The sequence below is a fragment of the Mesorhizobium sp. P2_F5 genome (assembly GCF_056403715.1).
Genome location: NZ_JBFUEY010000003.1, coordinates 63,912 through 83,797, shown reverse-complemented (window position 1 = coordinate 83,797; position 19,886 = coordinate 63,912). Strand labels below are relative to the sequence as shown.

Sequence of the window (19,886 nt, the reverse complement as noted above, 5' to 3'; positions counted from 1 at the left end):
GAAGGGCGGATGAGGGGCGCGGCCTCTCCTTCTCCCCTTGTGGGAGAAGGTGGATCGGCGCGACAGCGCCGAGACGGATGAGGGGTGTTCCAGCGGAATGAGACGTTGACGTTCCCTGGAACACCCCTCATCCGTCGCCTTCGGCGACACCTTCTCCCACAAGGGGAGAAGGGGGCGTCGGCGTGCTTCACGCATTCCAATTGCCCTTCTTCTTCATCTCCTCCATCTCACGACCCGCGCGTTCACGCAGGCGGGCGTCGCGCAGCAGTTTCTCCACGGCAGCGTCGTCGGATTTGTCGGAATAGCGGAACTCGCTGTCGGCGTAACGGTTGATCTCCTGCATGACCATGTCCATCGAGAACGGTCCGCGCAGTTCCTCGATCATCGCTTTCTTCTCGTCGTAGCCCTTGTGCATGAAGGCTTCCGGTTTCTCGAACCAGTCGTTGGGAAGCTCGATGTCCATGGCGCGCATCTTGATGGCGTCGGTGACGTTCTTGATGGCACGGCCGGTGAAGCGCGGCTCGGCATCCTTGATCAGGTGCAGATAGGTGCCGACGTCGGCCATCGATTTCGGCGCGCCATTCTCCTTCATGTAGCGCTCATAGACCTTCATCAGCCCGTCTTCCTGCGGCTTCTCATGCTCCTCATAGGCCTCGGTCACGGCGCGCTCGATTTCCTGCGCGGCGTAAAGCTTGTGGTCGCCGAGCGGGATCTTGTGGTTCTTGCCGGCGAGCAGCACGAAGATGTCGATATAGTCATCGCGGCTCTGCGGACCATCGACCAGCCAGCGGGCGCCGGCGCGCTGGCGCAGCGCGTCGTCGACATTTTCTGGATAGTTGGAGAACATGCCGAACGAGCAGTTGCCGCGCACCACCGTGCCGGCACCGGCGAAGGCGTCCATCAAGACGCCGGTGATTTCCTGCTGGCCGGCAGAAGCGCGGTCGTCGGAGCGGCGCGCCGCCACCTGGTCGATATCATCGACGGTGCCGAAACCGATGACACGGGGATTGAGCACATTGTTGATGAATTGGCGGCAGTTCTGGCCTGACTTGCCCTGGTAGGACGAGATCTGGTCGACGCCGAAATTCTCATAGGCGAAGGGATAACCGGCGACCTGGCAATAGCCATTGACGAGGCCGGCGATCATCTGGATCAGCGTGGTCTTGCCGGTGCCGGGCGCACCGTCGCCGATGAAGGTGAAGAGGAAACCGCCGAGTTCGACGAACGGGTTCAGCTCGCGCTCGAAATCATAGGCCATCAGCATCTTGGCGAGCTTGACCGACTGGTATTTGGCGATGTGGTTGCCGACGACCTCTTCCGGCTTCTTGAAGGTCATCACCAGCGGTTTCGAGCGCTTGCCGGGCGCGACGTCGAAGCCGTCGAGGGTAAAATCGTCTGCGTCGATGCGGATATGGGCGTTCTCGAACGGGCCGATGCCGTCGAAGCGGCCTTTGCGCGCCAGCAGCCCGTCGATGGCGACGCGCGCGAAAGCACGTGCCCGCGTCGTCAGATCACCATCATCCTTCGATCCTGCAATCGCCTTGTCGAGACCGGCGACGATCGACTTCACCGCATCCTGCGGCGTGTCGAACAGGAAGTCCGGTTCAGGGATGTCGTTGGGCGCCTCACCGTCGCTGTCGATCAGCTGGAACAGATAAGAGGCAAGGCTGAAGGCCGAAATGTAAGCCGAGGCTGACAGAAGCTTCTTGAAGGTGGCGGCTTCGTCGCCTTCAAGCGGCGCGCGGGTGTTCTTGGCTTGCAGGCTTTCGAGGTCGGAGCCCTCGGCGAAGACGTCGGAAATGGCGAGCGCAATCGCCAAGCCGCGGCGGGCGCGAAACAACAGCGTGTGCTGCGGGATGCTCATCAGCTGGTCGTTGGGATGGATGGCGGCGACGGTCTTGGTCAGCTCGACCTCGCGTGTGCGGCGCACCGAGCCGACCGAGACGGTCGAGACGAAGCGGCGGTTGGTGCCGGCAAGTGCGGTACCGGATTCGCGCGAAGGGTCTTCGAGAACGACGACGCGGGTGATGAAGCTCTGCGCGGTGGCGCGGTGCTTTTCGATCGCCGCTTCCGGGATGGTGGTCAGGCCGGTGTCCATGAAGGATGCTCCGTGGTGTTACGGTCAGACGTCTGAGATGACCTGCCCGTTGGACAGGATGTGGACCTTGTAGCCGGAAAAGATCTTCTGTGCCTCGCCGGCGGCGTAGAGTGCCTGGTAGGCCTCGTGCGGGATCAGGGCGTGGTTCTCGTAGCTCGACACGCCCTGGTGCGCGGCCTCGAGATCGTCGGTGTTGATGAAGAATTCCTGCGTCGTCTTCTCGCTGGAAAACAGGCCCTTGCGGCCGGGTTTCTCGCTTTTGGAGTAAACCTCCTGGATGGTCCAGGTGAGCAGCCAGGCGTTTTCGGGCTTGCGCACCTTGGCCAGCACTTCGGTTACCGTCGAATTGTTGTCGGTAATGCCCGCGGAATAGAAGGGGCCAAGCACGACGCGGCGCAATTGCTTAGGGTGCAGCGGCTCGAAATCCTTGTCGAGATTGACGGCAATCGTCGCCGGCGACAGCGTGTACGCGGAATTCTTTTCGGTGAAATCGTCGAAGCGATGGGCAAGCTCGGGGTTGATCAGGCCATCGACCGGCAGCGGTATGTCAACCTGTTCGTTGAGTTTGCCGTTGCTGTCGACAAGCTGGCGGATCATGGCTTCGGAGGAATCCTCCACCGTCACCATGTAGACCAGCGGCAGGTTGGCGCTGCCGTCGAATGTCGCCCAGTGCACGAGGTAATAAGGGCGAAAGGTCTTGGGATTGACCGAGACTTTGGCCGTCTGCGCCAGCGAGAACGGACCAAAAGTCTGCTCGCTCTTGACGTCTTCGAGATAGAGCCGCTCGGCCATCGACTTCTGCAGCGCTTCTGGGAATTCCTTGTGGCGCAGGATGAAGTCGGCCATTTCCTCGCGCAACTCGCCAGCCAGCGGGATATTGGCCAGCCGCGCATCGGCCTGGCGGCGATCGTTTTCCAGCTCGAGCAGGTTCTGGAAGACGGGATAGCCGCTGTCGGCGCGCGAAATGCGGAACGTGTCCATGAAGCCGAGACGGTTGCGCCAGCAGGAGAACGACTTGTCCAGCCGGGCAATGTATTCGGCAACAATCTTGGCGACGATGCCGTGCCGGTAAAGCGGCGAGCGGTCGTCGCGCATGAACACTTCAAGGCCGCTGAGTGCGGCCGTGATGGCGGAAAAATAGCGCGCCGCCGCTTCGTTTTCGGGAGTCATGATACTGGCCTCAAGCGGGTGCCAGGCACCCCCCTCTGTCCTGCCGGACATCTCCCCCTCAAGGGGGGAGATCGCCTGTCGCGTGGGCCTTCGTCACTCTTCTCCGCTGCAGAAAAATACGAGGCGACGTAACTGCCAATCTCCCCCCTTGAGGGGGAGATGTCCGGCAGGACAGAGGGGGGTGTGAAGGAACGCGACACTGGCGAGTGCAGCAATTGCAATTACGACTGCACGTAGTTGGCCGAATTGTGCTTCTTCATCACGTCGTCGAAACGGCGGGCGAAGGCATCGTCGGCGAGCTTCTTGCGGCGCTGGATGTCGGAGCTGGCGACCATGTTCTTCTCGTGCATTTCGAGGAGATCGCCAATGTGCTTTTGCGAGGCGGCGCCGATGCCGGCCATGGTCTCCTCGGCGGTGTTGTCGACTTGGCTGCCCAGCGTGTTGATCTTGTGGGCGACGTCCTGCTGGGCGGCGGTCTTCAACGAATCTTCCAGCGCCTTGTAGAGCACGATGCGCTGTTCGGTATCGATGGTCAGCTTGTTGATCAGCGTCGACTGCGCGGCAATCTGGTTGTTGAGCGAATCGACGAAGGTCTGGAACATCGAGGTGTAGCGCTCCAGCGTCTGGCTCTCGGCCAGCAATTCCTGCTCCTTGGCCTGCTTTTCATTGTATTCGGTGGCCAGTTTCGAGCGCTCGCCCTCAAGCTGGGTGCGCTCCTTCTGGCTGGTCGAGGCCGCGATCTTGTTCTCGATGTCGAGCAGCAGCGGGTTGACCTCTTCGATGCGTTTCTGCACCGCTTCAAGGTTGGTCATAGTCACCTTGCGGCGCTCGATCACTTGCGACAGGCTGTTTTCCGAGGTTTTGTAGCGCTGGTCGAGGACCTCTTTTTGCGCCTTCAGGATGCCGACGATGGTGTCGGATTTGACAAGAAGCTCCTGCAGATTGCCGGCCAGCGACATGTTGCGGACACGGTCGGTGCGCATGCGCTGCTTACGCTGCGCCGAGAAGACGCCGACGAAGCTTTCCCAACCGGTGTAGTTCTTCATGCTTTCGAATTCGGTGCCGAAGACGTTGGTGGCGTCCTCCAGCCCGATGATCAGGTCGGCGATGTTGCCTTCCATCACCTTCTGCTGCTTCAGCACATCCTCGATGCGGGCATTTTCGATGTCGAAATTGGCGTCGCCGATCTTCTTGTCGGCGGTGGCCAGCGTATCAAGCACTGTGCCGGACTGCTCGATCTTGGTGCGCATGTCCTGCACGACTTGCCTGGTCTTGGCAATTTCGGCATCGAAATTCTGCAATGTCGCCATAGGGGCCTCCCGCTTCGGCTTCCGGTCGCTGGCTGCGAACAGCGGCGAATATATGTGGGGCATCCGGGGATTGAAAGACGCAAGACAAGACCCGCCCCGAAAACAAAAAATCCGTCATCGTCTTGAAAGTCAATGAAGGCGGGGTCATGGCGTGATTAACCAGCCGGCCAGGCATTGTTCAACTGTCATTGAACTTTGACGCCGGCAAAGCAGTCGATCTCCACCGGCGCGGATGTCCTGAAATTCGATTGAGAACTCAATCGGTTGCAGGGCCGAGACAGCAGGCGAAAGCCATCGCCATCACGCTACGCATCCAGCCGTTCAGGGCTTCGGATCGGCCTTCAGATAGGCGATGACGTTGGCAATGTCCTCGTCGCTGGTCAGGCCGGAGAAGGCCATCTTGTTGCCGGGTACTTTCAGCTTGGGGGCGCCGAGATAGGCCTTGAGGTTGGCTTCGTCCCAGACGAGGCCGGCGGCGCCGGCATCCTTCATGGCCTGCGAATAGTTGAAATTCTCGGCTGTGCCGGCGGTTCGGCCGACGATATCAAGGAGATGCGGGCCGACTTTGTCGCGGTCGGTTGCCGCCTCGTGGCAGGCCATGCAGCGGTAGAACACTTTCTTGCCCAGCGCGGCGTCGCTGTCGGCCTGTGCTACGATGATGCCGGCTAAGTAAAAAACGAATGCTGACGAAATGGCTCGAAGCATGGCGGTCCCCGGCTGGCTCTGGCTGCGGCCAAAGTAGGCGGCAGGCCTTAACAAACGCCATATGGCGCAGGTATTGCCCTCTTATTCATTGGGGCGGAGCGGGATCGCCGCAACCGCCTGGCGGATCGCGATTTCGATCGCTGCCAACGAATTTCTGTCGCGCACGAAGGCGCGGCCGAGTTCCGCCATCTCGGCCGCCGCTTGCGGCGTCGCCGACAGGTCGATGATTTTCGTCGCCAGCTGGCCGGCATCGTCGCTGGACAGGAAATGCCCGCCCGCCTGCAGGCCGAGCCCTTCGACGGCTTTCTCGGTGGCGGCGACGACCAGGCCCGCCGCCATCGCCTCCAATACCTTAATGCGGGTTCCGCCGCCGAAGCGCAGCGGGATCGGCGCATAGCCGGCACGTCCGAGCAATTCCGGCAGATGCGGTGGGTTTTCGATCAACTGCAGACCATGCTTGGTGCATAAGCCGCGCACGACATCGCCTGGGGTCTTGCCGGCGACGGTGATCGACCAGGGCTGGCCGGAGGCGGCGAGGCTCGGCACCATCCCGCGGCCGATCTGCTTGACGGCGTCGATGTTGGGGAAGTAGCCGAGATGGCCGATGAAGCACAGGCGCAGATCACGGTACCGCTCGGCGCCAATCGGCAGGGAGAGCACGCTCTCGTCCGGAATGGGATTGGCGATGAGCCTGATGTCGTTGACGGGGCCGAGAGCCGATAGTAGCGCCCCGTCGGTCCGCGAACAGACCCAGACCTGATCGGCGGTGGCTGCCGCACGCCTGTCGGCATCGCGCGCCTCCGCCTTCTTGCGGCTGTTTTGGCGCCAGCCTCGAAGTTGCTGCCACAGCGTCAGCCCGGCGATGCGGTCGGCCACCGTTTGGGAATCTATGTTGTGCAGGTCAAGGACGGTGCGCGCGCGATGCTTCGGCGCCAGCGTCAGCAACTGCGCAAGCATGATCTCTTCGATAACCACGAGGTCGGGGTCGAATTGCCCCCACAGAGCGTCTGCCTCAGCCAGTTCGTCGTCCGGTATGATGTGCATGGTCGGATGGGGGCTACGCCTGTACCAGGAAGCCCGGCCGCGCGCCGCCTCGATGATCCGGTGACGGATATTCGGCGGTGGAGAAGGCGCTGGGGCGCCAGCCAGGCTTACTGTCAGAACCTCGCCCATCGATGCCAGGGCGCGCGCATTGGCGGCGTTCCTGATCTCGCCGCCGGAGATCGGCGGAAACGGGCAATCGACTGTGAACTGGAGGATTTTCATGTTGCCCCGGCCGTTCAGCCTCCGGTGAAGCCGATGAAGTCGTCAGGCGCGGCGCGGCCCATTTCCTCCTCCCAATGGCGCCGGCAGAGCGAGACATAGACGTCCTTGCCGATCGCCACCTGTTCGCCCTGTCTTGCTACCTTGCCATCGGGGCCGAGGCGCACCACCATTGTCGCCTTGCGGCCACAGCGGCAGATGGTGCGCACTTCCCGCAGGTCGTCGGCGATGGCCAAAAGGGCACGCGAGCCGGAAAACAGATTGCCCTGGAAATCGGTGCGCAGGCCGTAGCACATGACCGGGATGTTCAGCCGGTCGGCGATACGGGCAAGCTGCCAGACCTGCTCTTCCTCGAGGAACTGCGCCTCGTCGACGAAGATGCAATGCACGGTCGTGTGCTCATGGTGCTCGGCAACGCGGGCGTAGAGATCGTCACCGTCGCGGAACATCTCGGCCTCGGTCTCCAGGCCGATGCGCGACGAGATCAACCCGGTGTCGCCCTTGCGGTAGTGACCGGCGACGAACAGCATCGTCGTCATGCCGCGTTCGCGATAATTGTAGGAAGCCTGCAACAGCATCGTCGTCTTACCGGCATTCATCGTCGCATAGTGGAAGTAGAGTTTGGCCATGCCGCTCTTTTAAGCCGAGTTGTCCCGGCGCGGGGAGGGGGCACCGCTGCATTTCATGGGAAAAGCCGGCTGCCATCGAAAAAGCGGCAGGTGTGTCGCTGTTTGGCCAGTCCGCGCCGTTGATCGTGATTGCCTTAATGCTTGAAACCACACCAGAATGGTGTTTGGCTGAGGAAACAAGGCGGGCAGAGAAACCGTAACTACGCTTCGCCAAAGAATCACAATGGGAGACTACCAATGTCGCGTATGAACACCTTCGTCGCCGGCCTCGGTCTGGCGACTTTCCTGTCCACGAGCGCTGCCCTTGCCGGCGATCCGGAGAGCTGCAAGGCGGTGCGCCTTTCCGATGTCGGCTGGACCGACATCCAGGCGACGACCGGCGTCGCTTCGGTGCTGCTCACCGCGCTCGGCTACGAGCCGCAGACGATCCAGCTTTCGGTGCCGGTGACCATGGCGTCGCTGAAGAACAAGGATCTCGACGTCTTCCTCGGCAACTGGATGCCGTCGATGACCAACGATATCAAGGACTACACCGCCGACGGTTCGGTCGAGACGATCAGCACCAACCTGACCGGCGCCGGCTACGGCATCGTCGTGCCGACCTATGTCGCTGACGCCGGCGTCAAGTCGCTGACCGATATCGGCAAGTTCAAGGACAAGTTCAACGGCAAGATCTATGGCATCGAGGCCGGCAATGACGGCAACCGCATCATCCTCGATATGATCAAGAACCCGAAGGACAATCTCGAAGGCTTTGAACTGGTCGAGTCCTCGGAAGCCGGCATGCTGACGCAGGCCGAGCAGTCGATGAAGAACAATGAGTGGATCGCCTTCCTCGGCTGGACGCCGCATCCGGTGATGGGCGCCATGAAGATCACCTATCTCGACGGGATGGGCGACAGCGGCTTCGGCGCCGCCACCGTCTTCACCAATGTGCGCAAGGGCTACACCACCGAGTGCCCGAATGCCGGCAAGTTCATCGCCAACCTGAAGTTCAACCTGGACATGGAAGGCGAGATGATGGACGCGATCCTGAAAGGCGGCGACGCCAACACGGTCGCAGCCGACTGGCTGAAGAAGCACCCTGACGCGGTTGCGCCGTGGATTGCCGGCGTCACCACCTTCGATGGCGGCGATGCGGCGGCGGCGGTCAAGACCGCGCTCGGAAGCTGAGCCGACTGAATTCGGCAAAGCCGAACCAGGAAGGGCAGCCAATTTAGAAAAGGCTGCCCTTTTTCATATCCTGTGAGAAGATGACGTAACGACAGCAGAGCCGGGGGCAGGCGGTCTCGCGCATGAGAGGGGCGATATGGATCCGATTTCGAAATTCATGGTCGATCACAAGATACCGATCGGCGCCTGGGGAAAGGCGTTCTTCGGTTTCCTCACCGACAATTTCGACACTGTGTTCAGGGCTTTTTCGAACGGCCTCAATTTCCTGCTCGACGGGCTGGTCGACATCCTTTTGGTGGTGCCGCCAGTGCTGCTGGCGCTAATCGTCGCCATCATCGCCTGGCTGCTGCAGCGCTCGCGGCCGCTGGCCATCGGTGTCTTTCTCGGCCTGATCTTCATCATCAACCAGAACCTCTGGAAGCAGACGGTGCAGACGCTGGTGCTGGTCGTGGCCGCCGCCACCATGGCGATGGCCATCGGCGTGCCGCTCGGCATCTGGGCCGCGCACAAGCCCAAGGTCTACCGCATCATGCTGCCGGTGCTCGACCTGATGCAGACGCTGCCGACCTTCGTCTACCTGATCCCGGTCCTGACCCTGTTCGGTCTAGGCAACGCACCCGGCCTCATCGTCACCATCATCTTCGTCATTCCGACCGCGGTGCGGCTCACCCATCTCGGCGTCGTCTCGGTGCCGAAGTCGATCATCGAGGCGGGCGAGGCGTTCGGCGCCACCAAGCAGCAGCTGCTTTGGAAGGTTGAACTGCCCTCGGCGTTGCCGACAATCATGGCCGGTCTGACGCAATCGATCATGCTGTCGCTGTCGATGGTGGTGTTCGCAGCGCTGATCGGCGCCGGCGGCCTCGGCACTGAAATCAACCGTGCGCTCGGCTCGCGCCGCATCGACCTCGGGCTCGAAGCCGGCCTGGCGATTGTCGTGCTCGCGATCGTGCTCGACCGAATGACGCGCATCGGCGTTGGAGGCAAGAAATGACCGTCGCCGTTGACTTCAAAAATGTCGATATCGTCTTCGGGTCCGATCAGGCCGGTTCGCTGGCGCTGATCGACGGCGGTGCCACGCGCGCCGAAATCCTCGAAAAAACCGGCAATGTGCTGGGCTGCGCGGGCGCCAGCCTGACCGTGCATGAGGGCGAGATTTCGGTGCTGATGGGCCTTTCCGGCTCCGGCAAATCGACGCTGCTGCGGGCCGTCAATCGGCTCAACGTCGTGTCGCGCGGCCAGGTGCTGGTCAAGGACGGCGACAACATCGTCGATGTCGTGACCTGCGATCAGGCGACGCTGCGGCGGCTGCGGCAGAAGCAGGTGGCGATGGTGTTCCAGCAGTTCGGCCTCTTGCCGTGGCGCACGGTGGAGGAAAATGTCGGCCTCGGCCTCGAGCTCGCCGGCGTGCCGGAGCAGGAGCGCAAGGAGCGCGTGAAAAAGCAGCTCGAACTGGTCCACCTCGACCAGTGGTCGAAGAAATATGCGCATGAACTGTCCGGCGGCATGCAGCAGCGCGTCGGCCTGGCGCGCGCCTTCGCCACCGAGGCGCCGATCCTGCTGATGGACGAGCCGTTCTCGGCGCTCGATCCGCTGATCCGCACCAAGCTGCAGGACGAATTGCTGCAGCTGCAGGCGGAGTTGAAGAAGACCATCATCTTCGTCAGCCACGATCTCGAGGAAGCGCTGAAGATCGGCACCCACATCACCATCATGGAGGGTGGCCGCATCGTGCAGACCGGGGCGCCGGAAGATATCGTGCTCAAGCCCGCCAACGACTATGTCCGCGACTTCATCGCCAATGTAAACCCGCTCTCGGTGCTGACCGCCTGGAACGTCATGCGCGATAGCCGCGATCTCGAGCACGGCGATAACGGCTGGGTATGGCTAGACCGGCGCAAGACGACGCGCTTCAAGATCGACGAGCACGGGCTGGTGGCGGCAGCCGAACGCGATGGCAAGCCGGCAGTATGGGTGTCGTGCGCCGACGTCGAGGCTCAGCCGGAGGAGACGGCGCAGGTGTTCTGGGCCAACCCCGGCACCTCGCTGAAGACAGTGATGCTGGCCATGCACCGCTCACAGACCGCGCCCGTGGCGCTGTTCGACGACCAGTCGCGCTTTGTCGGCGCGATCGGCATACGCGATGTGTTGAGCGCGGTGTTGCGGCGGTAGGGTTCCTACCAGTCGCCGGTCTTAATCAACTCAGCCCGATACGCCTGGCGCCAAGCTTGTAGAGGGCTGTGGCATCCGGGTCGAAGCGAAAGGTGTCGATGAAGTCATCGGCGCGGTAGCCGGGAAGCATCTTGCGGATGGCGGCGGCGAAGGTCTTGGCCTCGTCCAGCCGGCCGGCCAGCGCCAGGCAATGGGCAGCGATCGACAGGATGATGACATGGGCGTTGGGGCGGGCGGCCGCCTTCAGCGCCCAATCGGCTGCCTCGTCGAACTGGCCGAGGCGGACATGGGCCATGGCGCGCGCGCCCAGCATGCCGAACAGCATCGGGTCGAACGGCGACAAATGGCGCGAATGATCCGACGATCCGATCGCCGCTTGCGGATCGCCCGACTGCGACTGCACGAAGGACAGCGCATAGTGGCCGAGCGCGAAGTTGGGGCTGAGGTCGACGGCTCGGTCCAGCTCGAGCACGGATGCATTTCCTTCGCCGCGCAGCCACAGCGCCCGGCCCATCGCCCAGTGCGCGGCCGGATTGTGGTCGTCGACCAACAGGCTCTGGCCGGCCGTCTCAAAGGCAAGCGCGCTGTCCCGGTCGCGGTCGCCCCAGCGCTGAAAAGCGCTCTGCCAATGGGTGAAGGACAGGCCGGCATAGGCGCGGGCGAAGGTCGGATCCTGCCGTACGGCTATATCGAAGAATTGCCGGGCGAGGTCGTTTTCGCTGCGGGTGAAGCGATACATATGCCAGAGGCCGCGATGGTAGGCCTCCCAGGCATTGAGCGAATTGGGCGCCTTCAACATGGCACGGTTGCGTTCGACCGTCTCAATCTCGGATGAGATCGACGCCACGATGCTGTTGCCGATATCGTCGAGCACCGAGAAGATTTCGTCGGGCTTGCGCTCGAAGGTCTCGGCCCAGACGATCCTGGCCGTGCGCACCTCGACAAGCTCGACGGTGACGATCAGGCGGCCTGTCAGGCTGCGCACCGTACCCGTGGCGACATAGTCGACATTCAGCCGGCGACCGGCATCTTCCGGCGCGATGTTTTTCTCGGCCAGCGCAAAGACCGAGCCACGGGCGATGACGAAGAAATTCTTGAGCTTGGCCAGGCGGCTGATGATGTCGTGGGTCAGGCCGTCTGCCAGCCCGCCACGAACGCCGCCTTCGGCAAATGGCATCACGGCCAGCGAAGCCTTGTGCGGTGTCGAGGCTTCGGTTTCCGCGAGCGTGATCGGCGCCTGGTTCGCAGCGGCCGCTGTAACCGGCTGTGCCGGCAAAGTCGCGCAGTGACGTTCCGCGCGAATGGCCAGCCACGCGTGGTGCACCGGGCTGAAATCCAACTCCTCCGACTGAAAGAGTTGTGCTGCGGACGCCAGATGGTTTTCACAGGCGCCGAACTGGCCGCGCCGCGCCAGCCTTGTCAGAAGGGCGATGTGGGCCCGGCTGTCGAACGGGGTCAGCTCCAGCCATTTTTCGAGGTGGGCGGACGTGTCGTCACTATCGGCAGGGAGCGTCTTGACCAGATGTTCCAGGATGGCCGCGTGGCAGGAGCCGAAACGGCGGCGCTGGGCGGTCAGCCAATTGTTGAAGAGCGGGCTGCGGTCGATCTCCAGCCCCTCGAGGAAATCGCCGACGAAAAGGCGGGAGAGCGCCTGCAGCCGCGCTGGCTCGAGCGCTTCTATACCCGCGGCAGCCGCCGATGCGACATCCAGCACGTCGACTGACACGCCGTCGAGATCGAGCGCAATCGTATCATCAGCGGTTTCGATCCTGCGGCGGCCCGGTTCGTCGAGAACGGCCCGCAGTTTGCTGAGGCACCAGCGCAGCTCGCCCCTAGGGTCATTTGGAACATCCCATAGCAATTCGCATAGCTTGCCACGTCCGACCGGGTGGGGCGCCAGGGCCAGATAGGCCAGCGTTGCGCGCAGCTTGCGCGATGCCGGCAAGGCCACCGGGACGCCGTTGCGCACGATCGCCAGCGGCCCAAACAGGTGCACGCTAAGGCCTTGATGGCTGCTCGCCAGGTTCGATTCCACGCCAGATACCACGCCTGCTCCCACGCTGACCCGCCGGCCCCTGCTTTATCGCCGACCACGACAAAGTGCACCCGGCTCGCAAAATTTGCGCGCCGAATGTGGGGTTTACCACATTGCGGCACGTCAAGGACCTGTAGTGCGGCAAGGTGTCGAAACCTCGTCGCCCAAACCGCCGGTTTGTAACCGGCCCGTGAGCAAAACCAGGAGCTATCCATGTTGCACAAGCAGAAAATCAGAACCACGGCCGGCCGCGGCCGCCTGTTCGACAGCATTCTCGACACGGTCGGCGACACGCCGGTCATCCGCGTCAACAATCTCGGCCCGGCGCACGCGACCATCTACGTCAAGGCCGAGTTCTTCAATCCGGCGGCATCGGTGAAGGACCGGCTGGCGCTCAACATCATCGAGGAAGGCGAGCGCAGCGGCGCGCTCAAGCCGGGACAGACCATTGTCGAGGCGACCAGCGGCAACACCGGCATCGGCCTTGCCATGGTCTGTGCGCAGAAGGGCTATCCGCTGGTGGTGACGATGGCCGACAGCTTTTCGGTCGAGCGCCGCAAGCTGATGCGCATGCTCGGCGCCAAGGTGGTGCTGACGCCGCGCGCCGAGAAAGGCTTCGGCATGTACAAGAAGGCGGTGGAACTGGCCGAAGCCAATGGCTGGTTCCTGGCCCGGCAGTTCGAGACCAAGGCCAACGCCGACATTCATGAAGCAACCACGGGGCGCGAGATCGTCAATGATTTCGCCGGTTCGCGGCTCGACTATTTCGTCACCGGCTACGGCACCGGCGGCACCGTCGCCGGCGTGGCGCGTGTGCTGCGCCGCGAGCGGCCTGAGACCCGGATCGTGCTCACCGAGCCAGCCAACGCCCAGCTTGTCGGCAGCGGCAAGCCGCAGGTACGCGGCGCCGGCGGCGCGCCGGCCGCCAGCCATCCGGCCTTCGAGCCGCACCCGATCCAGGGCTGGACGCCGGACTTCATCCCGAACGTCCTGCAGGAAGCGATCGATGGCAACTTCTATGACGAGGTGATGCCGATCGCCGGGCCGGAGGGCATGAAATGGGCCAAGGCGCTGGCGCAGCAGGAGGGCATATTCACCGGCATTTCCGGCGGTTCGGCTTTTGCCGTGGCACGCCAGATCGCCGGCACGGCACCGGCCGGATCGGTGATCCTGTGCATGCTTCCCGATACCGGCGAACGCTACATGACGACGCCGCTGTTCGATGGCATCGAGGCCGAGATGAATGCGGATGAGCTTGCTCTTTCGCGCTCGACGCCCGGCTGCCAGTTCCCGGCATGATGGCGCGGGAGCAATCTGCATGGACGCGATGCCTGTCACCTCGGTTGCCGAGGAAACGCTTGACCCCTCGGACTGGGCCGATGTGCAGATCCTGTCGCATCGGATCGTTGACGATGCCGTCGCCTATTTGCGCGATGTCAGGCAACGGCCGGTGTGGCAGGAGATGCCTGGAGATGTGAGGGATTTCTTCACCGCCTCCCTGCCGCAATCGCCGACGCCGCTTGCCGACATCTATGGCGATGTCGTCGACAAGGTGATGCCCTATCCGATGGGCAACATCCATCCGCGCTTCTGGTCCTGGTACATGGGGTCGAGCAACTTCACCGGTGCGCTCGGCGATTTCCTGGCGGCAATCCAGGGCTCCAATCTCGGCGGCGGCAATCATGCCGCCGCCCTGATGGACGGCCAGGTGGTCGACTGGTGCAAGCAGATGACCGGCATGCCGGCTTCGGCCAGCGGCACGCTGGTCAGCGGCGGCTCGATGGCCAACATCATAGGGCTGACCGTGGCGCGCAACACCAAGGCCGGCATCGACGTGCGCGAGCATGGCGTTGCTGCCATAGCAAAGCCCTTGCGCTTCTATGGCTCGGACCAGATCCATTCCTGCCACCGCAAAGGCATGGAGGCACTCGGCCTCGGCAACAGGGCGCTGCGCCGGATCGCCAGCGACGCCAGCCTGCGAATCGACATCGAAGCCTTGCGGGTGGCGATTGCCGAAGATCGCGCGGCCGGGTTCAAGCCGGCCTGCATCATCGGCAATGCCGGCACGGTCAACACCGGCGCCATCGACGATCTGCAGGTGCTTGCCAAATTGGCGCATGAGGAAGACCTCTGGTTCCATGTCGATGGCTGCATCGGTGCGCTGATTGCGATTGCGCCTCAGAATGCTCATCGCGTCGCCGGCCTCGAATGGGCCGATTCCATCGCGCTCGATCCGCACAAATGGCTGCATGCGCCTTTCGAAGCGGGCTGCGCGCTGGTCAGGGATGCTTCGGCGCATCGCAAAACCTTCGCGGTGACGCCGGAATATCTGGAATCGACGCCGCGTGGGCTGGCCTCGGGGCAATGGCTGAACGACTACGGCCTGCAGACGACACGCGGCTTCAAGGCGCTCAAAGTGTGGATGGCGTTGCGGGAACACGGCGTCGAAAAATTCGGCCGCCTGATCGACCAGAACATTGCTCAGGGGCACTATCTCGCGAGCCTGATCGAGGCCGAACCGGCGCTCGAGCTGACGGCGCCGACCAACATCAACATTGGCTGCTTCCGCTACCGCGCCGACGGGCTCGATGGCGAGCGCGCGAAGGCGCTCAACACCGAGATCATGCTGCGGCTGCAGGAAGAGGGCATCGCCGCCATTTCCGATACGACGGTGCGGGGCCGGCATTGCCTACGAGTAGCGATCAACAATCACCGGACCCGGCGTGAGGACCTTGAGCTTCTGGTCGCAGAGACAGTACGCCTGGGCAACGAGCTCGCTTCTGCCTGACCGGCCATGCGGTCGGGCAGGCGGCTCTCAGCCGCTGGCGGCCTCCTTGGAATCGTCCCCGTCCTCCGTGCCGGGGAACGTGACGCCGGGAAGGTAGAATGTGATCGGTCGGATTTCGTAAACTGCCGAGGGGTTCACGCGACGCAGGTCGCGCGCGGCCGCAATCGCCGCCTCCTGCGTGGCGCAGTCGAGCACATACAAACCCAGCAATTGCTCCTTGGTCTCGGCAAACGGACCGTCGATGACGATGCCGTCTCCCGGGCCGCGCAGCGTGACGGCGTCAGCGGTCGCGCCCAGCCTTGCCGCCGGCCCAAGCTTGCCCTCACGGGTCAGCCTGGCATTGACCTCGAGCAGGTCGTGCATCAGCGCCGCATCCTGCTGCGGCGTCAGGGACTGGATGGTCTGTTCGACGTGATAGGCCAGGATGGCGTAAAACATGCGGCGATCTCCTCCTGTTCGAGCGGCCGCACTATTGCAAGGTTGGGTTGGCTGATCCAGCCCCGGTGCCCATCGAGACGGTAGTCTGCTGCCTTATGCCGCCAACGGCAGGCTGAGTTCCGTCTGCAGGCCGCCGCCGGGGTGGTTGGACAGGTTGACTTCGCCGCCGGCGCCGCGGGCGATGTTGCGGGCAATGGTCAGGCCGAGGCCAAGACCGCCGGTCTGGCGGTTGCGCGACTGTTCCAGCCGCACGAAGGAACCGAACACCTGGTCGAGCTGCGCCTGCGGTATGCCCGGTCCCTCGTCGCGAATGATCAGCGTGATCGTGCCGTCGGACTGCCGCAGGCTGAGATGGGCCTTCTTGCCGTAGGTCACGGCATTCTGGACCAAATTGTTGACGCAGCGCTTGAGCGCCACCGGCCGCGCCATGCAGATCATGCCGCGTGGCCTTGCGCCGTCATGGTCGAATGTGACCTCCTCGAACCCGTCGGCGATCGATTCCACCAGCGACCAGAAATCGATCCGCTCGCTCTTCTCCTCGGTGACTTCGAAGGTGGCGAAGTCGATGACGGAGCTGGCGATGCTCTCAATGTCGGCGAGGTCGTGGGCCAGCGCCTCGCGCGCCGTCGATTTGCGCAGGAGTTCGAGGCGCAGCCGCATGCGGGTGAGCGGCGTGCGCAGATCGTGGGCGAGTGCCGCCGCCAGGTGTTCGCGGTCCTCGACATAGTCGCGCAACCTGACCTGCATGGCGTTGACGGCCTTGGCCGCGGCGCGGATCTCGCGGCTGCCGGTCTCGGCGATCGGCGGGCTCTTCAGATCCGTGCCGATGCGGTTCACCGCCGTTTCCATCATCCGGTAGGGCGCCGTCAGCCGACGCAGCGACCAGATCGACATGATCACCACCAGGCCTGCGATCAGCGAATAGAGCGGCAGGCTGTCGAAGCTCAATATCGGTCCGACCGGCGTGTTGGGCTCGGTGAAGTTCAGCCATTGGCCGTCGGCGAAGCGGACAGATGCCGTCAGCTTGTCACTCTGGGCGAAGCTCGCCGCCAATCCCAAGAGGTCACGCTCCACCGCGCCGACATCCTTGGTGAGCACCACGCCGCCAGGGGCGTTGGCTGCCTGCGATGCCGGATCGCGCCGCACGCGAGCGTCGGTGATGCCGAATTTCGACAGCCGCCCGACCAGAATGTCCTCGAGCTCGGCCAGTTCGTCGTCGCCGGCGATCGACGAGGTGACGGCGGGCGTGTCCGAAACGGTGAGCGCATAGGTGGCATTGAACAGGCCGGACGCCGTCAGCTTGCGCTGCTCTGGCGTGTCGTCATGCATCAGCTGCACCAGCGAATAGGCGCGGTCGTTGAGCCGGTAGAGATCGACCTCGTCATTGGCGACGGCACGATCGCGCGAGACGATATAGAGCGTCGCGACCTGGCTGATCAGCAGGCCGGCAATGACAATGAGCAAAACCCAGACCGGCAGGGTTTGCGGCAACAGGCGTCTCATTCGGAGGTGGTCTCGGGCAGGAACTGGTAGCCGCCGCTGCGCACCGTCAGGATCAGTTTCGGCGTCTTGGGGTCGTCTTCCATCTTGCGCCTGAGACGGCTGACCAGAATGTCGATGCTGCGGTCGAACGAATAGTCGCTGTCGCCGCCGGAAAGCTCGATGAGCTGGTCTCGCGTGAGCACGCGCTGCGCGCTCTTGACGAAGGTCTGCAACAGGTTGAACTCCGCCATGGTCAGCTCGACCCTGACGTCGCCGGGCGCCATCAGCCGGCGGCGCGAGCAGTCCATCGTCCAGCCGGCGAAATGGTAGATCTGTTTGGTGGTGGCGCGCTTCGGCTCTGAAGCACCGTTGCGCCTCAGCACGGCGCGGATGCGGGCCAGAAGCTCGCGCGGATCGAAGGGCTTCGGCACATAGTCGTCGGCTCCCATTTCGAGGCCAACCACGCGGTCGGTGGTCTCGGTCACCGCCGTCAGCATGATGATCGGCGTCGAATAGCTGGCGCGCAGGTCGCGGCAGAGCTCCAGCCCGCTCTTTCCCGGCAGCATCACATCGAGAACGATCAGGTCGACCTGCGTGCGGCGCAGGATGTCCTCCATCTCGATGCCATCGGCGGCAACCGTCGTGCGCAGGCCGCGCTTCTGGAAGAATTCCTGAAGCAGGTCGCGAATGCCCTTGTCGTCGTCGACGATCAGTATGTGCGCATCGGATTTCACGGCGATCCTGTCATTGCTGGCGGCCGGTCGGCGGCTGCCTTTCTGAGTCTGCTTTGGCGATGTCACCCACACGATAGAATTCTGGCCACATGTTGGCCAGCGGCGATGATCGCCCGCAGAGCCGATTTCGCAGAAACAATCCAGAAACAAAATTCTATAGTTCGGAAAAACTTCCGAAAAAAATCAAAGGCATAAAGGGTGCCGTGGCGGTCAGGTCATCGGCTGCGACGCTAGTCTCCGGAGTAACGGACATTACCGATGCACAGGTTCACGATCAGCTTGATGGGTGCGCTGTTCAGCATTTCGCTCGTCACGGCCGCGGTCGCAGCCTCCGGCGCAAAGGTGACGCCGATCACAAGGAGCGAGCGCTGCATCGATCTCAATCGCCAGGTAGACGAAGCCCTCGAAACCCATGCCGCGGCAACGCAGGTCACCGCGGCGAAAGCACTGCAAAGAAAGGGAAACCGGTTCTGCGCCAACAAGAAACAGGCACAGGGTATCCGGATGCTCGCGAACGCTTTGAAGCTGCTTGGAGTGACACCGATCGACCCTGTTCAGTGACACTCGAAAACCGACCCGCACAAAAAAGGAAATGAAGCCATGAACAAGTCCCTCCTCTCCGCTCTCGGTCTCGCCGTTGCTCTCGCCTTCGCTATGCCGGTCGCCAGCAACGCTGCCGCCACCACGACCGCCGCTCCGGCTGCCACGACGACCACGACTGCTCCGGCTGCCGCACCGATGAAGGCTGCTCCGAAGAAGGTTGTGGCCAAGAAGGTCGTCAAGGCCTGCAAAGTGACCAAGACGCACAAGTGCCCGGTCAAGAAGGCGCCCAAGAAGGCTGCCAAGAAGGCCTGATCCAGACCAGCCCGGACAGGGTTGTCTGTAACAAGGCCGCTCCAGCCACACCCCCGGCTGGAGCGGCCTTGTCGTATCTGACGAGCATGATTATCCCGTTGATGGGTGCCGGCCACTCAGGACTTTAACTCGATTGCAATGCCGGTCCGGTAGGACAGCCCGCATGAAGAAGCGGCTTTCATTCATTCTGCGCTCGATGGCCATTGGTGGCCTTGTGGTCTCGGCTGCGGTCAGGGTGCTGATCCAGTTTACCGCCAGCCCGGTTCCCGATCCGGTGAACGGGCGCACCGAGCCGTCGCTGTTTGCGCCGGCGATCTCCAGTAACTGGCAATACATCACGCCATGGCAAAGCCTGCTGCTTGCCGTGCTCACCGGCTCGGCGCTGGCCTGCTTTATCGGCTGGCTCGCGGCCGCCTGGATGGAGCGCCGGGCTGCCGGATCGAGGCGGGATGCATCATCCACCACACGGCAAGTCCCGGCCCGCCGCATCGCCGACCGCCAGGGGCGTTGAACCGCAGCGGACAGTTCCTAAATTTGTGAACGGCTGTGCCGCCGGGAAGCCGGTTTGGCGCGCCGATCAAAATGGACGACTGCTTTCCCCCATGACAAAGTGAGAGCGACCCTCGCGCGATGCCGGTTCCCCATGCCTGAAATCACCTCCAAGCCCCGCACCAAGACCAAGCCGCAGACCGAGCGGCCGAAGCTCTACAAGGTCATCCTAATCAATGACGATTTCACGCCGCGCGAATTCGTGGTGACGGTGCTGAAGGGTGAGTTCAAGCTCAGCGAAGACCAGGCGCGCCGGGTGATGATCACCGCGCACCAGCGCGGCGTCTGCGTCGTCGCCGTGTTCACGAGGGATGTCGCCGAGACCAAGGCGACGCGGGCCACCGATGCCGGCAAGGCCAAAGGCTATCCGCTGCTGTTTACGACGGAGCCGGAGGAGTAGAGCCTCTTCCTTCTCCCCCTGTGGGAGAAGGTGGCCGAGCGAAGCTCGGTCGGATGAGGGGCCGAGCGAAGCTCGGTCGGATGAGGGG

General features: G+C 63.0%; 19 protein-coding genes. 9 read left to right on the top strand and 10 right to left on the bottom strand.

Annotated features, from left to right (window positions below; all coding sequences use genetic code 11):
* Positions 1 to 187 precede the first annotated feature (187 nt).
* From AC1DYO_RS04420 to AC1DYO_RS04395, 6 genes are all read right to left on the bottom strand, one after another.
* Positions 188 to 2,098 carry an AAA family ATPase gene (locus tag AC1DYO_RS04420; RefSeq protein ID WP_477260695.1) on the bottom strand — a complete coding sequence of 637 codons (1,911 nt, stop codon included), beginning with the start codon at positions 2,096 to 2,098 and terminating at the stop codon, positions 188 to 190.
* Positions 2,099 to 2,122: 24 nt separating this feature from the next.
* Positions 2,123 to 3,268: a hypothetical protein gene (locus AC1DYO_RS04415; protein ID WP_477260693.1), complete on the bottom strand. Its 1,146-nt coding sequence runs from the start codon at positions 3,266 to 3,268 to the stop codon at positions 2,123 to 2,125.
* Between the two features lie 221 nt (positions 3,269 to 3,489).
* Positions 3,490 to 4,578, bottom strand: a complete 1,089-nt coding sequence (locus tag AC1DYO_RS04410) for a hypothetical protein (protein ID WP_181061310.1) — start codon at positions 4,576 to 4,578, stop codon at positions 3,490 to 3,492.
* 321 nt (positions 4,579 to 4,899) lie between these two features.
* Positions 4,900 to 5,283, bottom strand: a complete 384-nt coding sequence (locus AC1DYO_RS04405) for a c-type cytochrome (protein ID WP_477260691.1) — start codon at positions 5,281 to 5,283, stop codon at positions 4,900 to 4,902.
* Between the two features lie 81 nt (positions 5,284 to 5,364).
* A complete protein-coding gene (locus AC1DYO_RS04400) occupies positions 5,365 to 6,549 on the bottom strand; it encodes a glycosyltransferase (RefSeq protein WP_477260689.1) in 1,185 nt (394 codons plus the stop codon).
* Positions 6,550 to 6,563: 14 nt separating this feature from the next.
* Complete coding sequence (locus AC1DYO_RS04395; RefSeq protein WP_477260687.1) at positions 6,564 to 7,175, bottom strand: thymidine kinase; 612 nt, start codon at positions 7,173 to 7,175, stop codon at positions 6,564 to 6,566.
* Positions 7,176 to 7,412: 237 nt separating this feature from the next.
* Between AC1DYO_RS04395 and AC1DYO_RS04390 the strand changes: the two genes are divergently transcribed.
* From AC1DYO_RS04390 to choV, 3 genes are all read left to right on the top strand, one after another.
* Positions 7,413 to 8,348, top strand: a complete 936-nt coding sequence (locus AC1DYO_RS04390) for a choline ABC transporter substrate-binding protein (RefSeq protein WP_477260685.1) — start codon at positions 7,413 to 7,415, stop codon at positions 8,346 to 8,348.
* A 136-nt stretch (positions 8,349 to 8,484) separates the two neighbouring features.
* Positions 8,485 to 9,339, top strand: coding sequence for a choline ABC transporter permease subunit (gene choW, locus AC1DYO_RS04385; protein WP_181061315.1), 855 nt, complete (start codon positions 8,485 to 8,487; stop codon positions 9,337 to 9,339).
* Entirely contained in the window at positions 9,336 to 10,517 is a 1,182-nt protein-coding gene (choV, locus tag AC1DYO_RS04380) for a choline ABC transporter ATP-binding protein (protein ID WP_477260683.1), read from the top strand. Before choW ends, choV begins: the two co-directional genes overlap by 4 nt.
* Before the next feature lie 25 nt (positions 10,518 to 10,542).
* Here choV and AC1DYO_RS04375 read toward each other — a convergent pair whose 3' ends face one another.
* The gene (locus AC1DYO_RS04375) at positions 10,543 to 12,564 is read right to left on the bottom strand and encodes a transcriptional regulator (RefSeq protein WP_477260681.1); all 2,022 of its coding nucleotides are present in this window, start codon (positions 12,562 to 12,564) and stop codon (positions 10,543 to 10,545) included.
* Between the two features lie 201 nt (positions 12,565 to 12,765).
* Between AC1DYO_RS04375 and AC1DYO_RS04370 the strand changes: the two genes are divergently transcribed.
* A complete protein-coding gene (locus tag AC1DYO_RS04370; RefSeq protein WP_477260679.1) occupies positions 12,766 to 13,851 on the top strand; it encodes a PLP-dependent cysteine synthase family protein in 1,086 nt (361 codons plus the stop codon).
* Positions 13,852 to 13,870: 19 nt separating this feature from the next.
* Positions 13,871 to 15,340, top strand: a complete 1,470-nt coding sequence (locus AC1DYO_RS04365; protein WP_477260677.1) for a pyridoxal phosphate-dependent decarboxylase family protein — start codon at positions 13,871 to 13,873, stop codon at positions 15,338 to 15,340.
* Positions 15,341 to 15,367: 27 nt separating this feature from the next.
* Here the strand turns inward: AC1DYO_RS04365 and AC1DYO_RS04360 are convergent, their stop codons facing one another.
* The 3 genes from AC1DYO_RS04360 to AC1DYO_RS04350 all read right to left on the bottom strand — a co-directional run bounded on the left by AC1DYO_RS04360 (position 15,368) and on the right by AC1DYO_RS04350 (position 17,994).
* Complete coding sequence (locus AC1DYO_RS04360) at positions 15,368 to 15,778, bottom strand: YciI family protein (protein ID WP_477260675.1); 411 nt, start codon at positions 15,776 to 15,778, stop codon at positions 15,368 to 15,370.
* 93 nt (positions 15,779 to 15,871) lie between these two features.
* Positions 15,872 to 17,281, bottom strand: a complete 1,410-nt coding sequence (locus tag AC1DYO_RS04355) for an ATP-binding protein (protein WP_477260673.1) — start codon at positions 17,279 to 17,281, stop codon at positions 15,872 to 15,874.
* Positions 17,278 to 17,994: a response regulator gene (locus AC1DYO_RS04350; protein WP_477260671.1), complete on the bottom strand. Its 717-nt coding sequence runs from the start codon at positions 17,992 to 17,994 to the stop codon at positions 17,278 to 17,280. Before AC1DYO_RS04350 ends, AC1DYO_RS04355 begins: the two co-directional genes overlap by 4 nt.
* Before the next feature lie 258 nt (positions 17,995 to 18,252).
* On the opposite strand from AC1DYO_RS04350, the gene AC1DYO_RS04345 reads away from it, so the two are divergent.
* The 4 genes from AC1DYO_RS04345 to clpS all read left to right on the top strand — a co-directional run bounded on the left by AC1DYO_RS04345 (position 18,253) and on the right by clpS (position 19,798).
* Positions 18,253 to 18,555, top strand: a complete 303-nt coding sequence (locus AC1DYO_RS04345) for a hypothetical protein (RefSeq protein WP_477260669.1) — start codon at positions 18,253 to 18,255, stop codon at positions 18,553 to 18,555.
* A gap of 39 nt (positions 18,556 to 18,594) precedes the next feature.
* Positions 18,595 to 18,849: a hypothetical protein gene (locus tag AC1DYO_RS04340; protein WP_477260667.1), complete on the top strand. Its 255-nt coding sequence runs from the start codon at positions 18,595 to 18,597 to the stop codon at positions 18,847 to 18,849.
* A gap of 163 nt (positions 18,850 to 19,012) precedes the next feature.
* Entirely contained in the window at positions 19,013 to 19,360 is a 348-nt protein-coding gene (locus AC1DYO_RS04335) for a hypothetical protein (protein ID WP_477260665.1), read from the top strand.
* A gap of 132 nt (positions 19,361 to 19,492) precedes the next feature.
* Positions 19,493 to 19,798, top strand: coding sequence for an ATP-dependent Clp protease adapter ClpS (clpS, locus tag AC1DYO_RS04330; RefSeq protein ID WP_352588371.1), 306 nt, complete (start codon positions 19,493 to 19,495; stop codon positions 19,796 to 19,798).
* Positions 19,799 to 19,886: the final 88 nt, after the last annotated feature.

What these genes read in the sequence shown, in the direction of transcription:
- AC1DYO_RS04365 (WP_477260677.1), top strand. Translation starts at nt 13,871, where the DNA reads ATGGACGCGATGCCTGTCACCTCGGTTGCCGAGGAAACGCTTGACCCC.
- AC1DYO_RS04410 (WP_181061310.1), bottom strand. Translation starts at nt 4,578, where the DNA reads ATGGCGACATTGCAGAATTTCGATGCCGAAATTGCCAAGACCAGGCAA.
- AC1DYO_RS04400 (WP_477260689.1), bottom strand. Translation starts at nt 6,549, where the DNA reads ATGAAAATCCTCCAGTTCACAGTCGATTGCCCGTTTCCGCCGATCTCC.
- AC1DYO_RS04360 (WP_477260675.1), bottom strand. Translation starts at nt 15,778, where the DNA reads ATGTTTTACGCCATCCTGGCCTATCACGTCGAACAGACCATCCAGTCC.
- choV (WP_477260683.1), top strand. Translation starts at nt 9,336, where the DNA reads ATGACCGTCGCCGTTGACTTCAAAAATGTCGATATCGTCTTCGGGTCC.
- clpS (WP_352588371.1), top strand. Translation starts at nt 19,493, where the DNA reads ATGCCTGAAATCACCTCCAAGCCCCGCACCAAGACCAAGCCGCAGACC.
- AC1DYO_RS04415 (WP_477260693.1), bottom strand. Translation starts at nt 3,268, where the DNA reads ATGACTCCCGAAAACGAAGCGGCGGCGCGCTATTTTTCCGCCATCACG.
- AC1DYO_RS04335 (WP_477260665.1), top strand. Translation starts at nt 19,013, where the DNA reads ATGAAGAAGCGGCTTTCATTCATTCTGCGCTCGATGGCCATTGGTGGC.
- AC1DYO_RS04390 (WP_477260685.1), top strand. Translation starts at nt 7,413, where the DNA reads ATGTCGCGTATGAACACCTTCGTCGCCGGCCTCGGTCTGGCGACTTTC.
- AC1DYO_RS04395 (WP_477260687.1), bottom strand. Translation starts at nt 7,175, where the DNA reads ATGGCCAAACTCTACTTCCACTATGCGACGATGAATGCCGGTAAGACG.
- AC1DYO_RS04370 (WP_477260679.1), top strand. Translation starts at nt 12,766, where the DNA reads ATGTTGCACAAGCAGAAAATCAGAACCACGGCCGGCCGCGGCCGCCTG.
- AC1DYO_RS04355 (WP_477260673.1), bottom strand. Translation starts at nt 17,281, where the DNA reads ATGAGACGCCTGTTGCCGCAAACCCTGCCGGTCTGGGTTTTGCTCATT.
- choW (WP_181061315.1), top strand. Translation starts at nt 8,485, where the DNA reads ATGGATCCGATTTCGAAATTCATGGTCGATCACAAGATACCGATCGGC.
- AC1DYO_RS04420 (WP_477260695.1), bottom strand. Translation starts at nt 2,098, where the DNA reads ATGGACACCGGCCTGACCACCATCCCGGAAGCGGCGATCGAAAAGCAC.
- AC1DYO_RS04340 (WP_477260667.1), top strand. Translation starts at nt 18,595, where the DNA reads ATGAACAAGTCCCTCCTCTCCGCTCTCGGTCTCGCCGTTGCTCTCGCC.
- AC1DYO_RS04405 (WP_477260691.1), bottom strand. Translation starts at nt 5,283, where the DNA reads ATGCTTCGAGCCATTTCGTCAGCATTCGTTTTTTACTTAGCCGGCATC.
- AC1DYO_RS04345 (WP_477260669.1), top strand. Translation starts at nt 18,253, where the DNA reads ATGCACAGGTTCACGATCAGCTTGATGGGTGCGCTGTTCAGCATTTCG.